The sequence below is a fragment of the Fretibacterium fastidiosum genome, from assembly GCF_000210715.1.
Taxonomy (GTDB): domain Bacteria; phylum Synergistota; class Synergistia; order Synergistales; family Aminobacteriaceae; genus Fretibacterium; species Fretibacterium fastidiosum.
Map to the genome: position 1 here is coordinate 2,427,387 of NC_021038.1, position 1,012 is coordinate 2,428,398.

At 59.6% G+C, this 1,012-nt stretch carries 2 protein-coding genes; both read left to right on the forward strand.

The genetic code is table 11. The annotated features are described in order from the left end of the window. A partial coding sequence (locus SY1_RS10910) for a hypothetical protein (RefSeq protein ID WP_208873796.1) occupies window positions 1-200 on the forward strand: 200 nt, incomplete at its 5' end. A 108-nt stretch (window positions 201-308) separates the two neighbouring features. After that, a complete protein-coding gene (locus SY1_RS10915; RefSeq protein ID WP_015557050.1) occupies window positions 309-974 on the forward strand; it encodes a polysaccharide deacetylase family protein in 666 nt (221 codons plus the stop codon). The last annotated feature ends 38 nt before the right edge of the window (window positions 975-1,012 follow it).

The window sequence follows — 1,012 nt, forward strand, 5'->3', positions numbered from 1 at the left end:
TCCTCGGTGTTGTACTTCTTCAGGAGCGCCAGGGCCTCGTCCCTGTCAGGTCTCAAGTGTCTCTCCTCCTAAGCTCGACCGAATCCGGAAGCGTAACCGCCTCAACAAAATTGCGGACGAAAAAGGGTATGCTTTCATCTAAAATAAATCTCTTGTATTATATAGCGTCTTTTCCCGACTTCCCTCTCATGTTAGGCTGATATTGAGATTGGGAAAATGTCGTGGTTCAGGCGCGGGCGCGGCGCCCTGAGAGAAGTCCGAGAGGAATCCTGAAGATAAAGGAATGAGGCCGTTTGTGTCGAAAGTTTATGCTGTGTGCCCTGACGCTGTTCCTCTGCATCGAGTGGGGCCCCTTGTCCATGGAGCGGCGAAGGTGGGGCATCGCCTCGGGGGACCCCTTCGTGAAGGAGATCGCCCTGACCTTTGACGACGGCCCAAGAGAGCACGGAATGCAGGAGCTGATGGCCGCGCTGAAGGAGCAGGACGTTCACGCGACCTTCTTCCTCGTGGGGAAGTTCGCGGAACGCTACAGCGGGATAACGCTTTCCCTGAGCCGCGCGGGGCACGAGCTGGAAAACCACAGCTACACCCATCCGCGGCTCTACACCCTTTGGATCGAAAAGATCATGCGGGAGGCGGAGCGCTGCGACGAGGTCTTTGAGAACCTGAACCTGCCGAGATCGCGCTTTCTGAGGCCGCCCGGCGGCGCCTTCAACCTCAAGGTGTTCAACGCCATGCGGCGCATGAACCTGAGGCTTGGCCTCTGGAACGTGAACACTGCGGACTACACGGGAAAGCCCGCCCAGGACATCGTGAGGCTGGTGACGGAGAACGCAAAGCCCGGAGCGATCGTCCTGATGCATTCGGGGGTCCCCAACACGGTGGCCGCGCTCCCGCAGATCGTCGAGACGCTTCGGCTGAGGGGCTATCGTTTCGTCCGCCTGAGCGAGCTGTGGGACGGAGGACTTGTCTAGGGGCGGCAGAGGGCCTGACCCCGGGAAGCGGTGAGGAG

Coding starts and splice junctions, on each gene's coding strand:
- SY1_RS10915 (WP_015557050.1), top strand. CDS start 309: ATGCTGTGTGCCCTGACGCTGTTCCTCTGCATCGAGTGGGGCCCCTTG.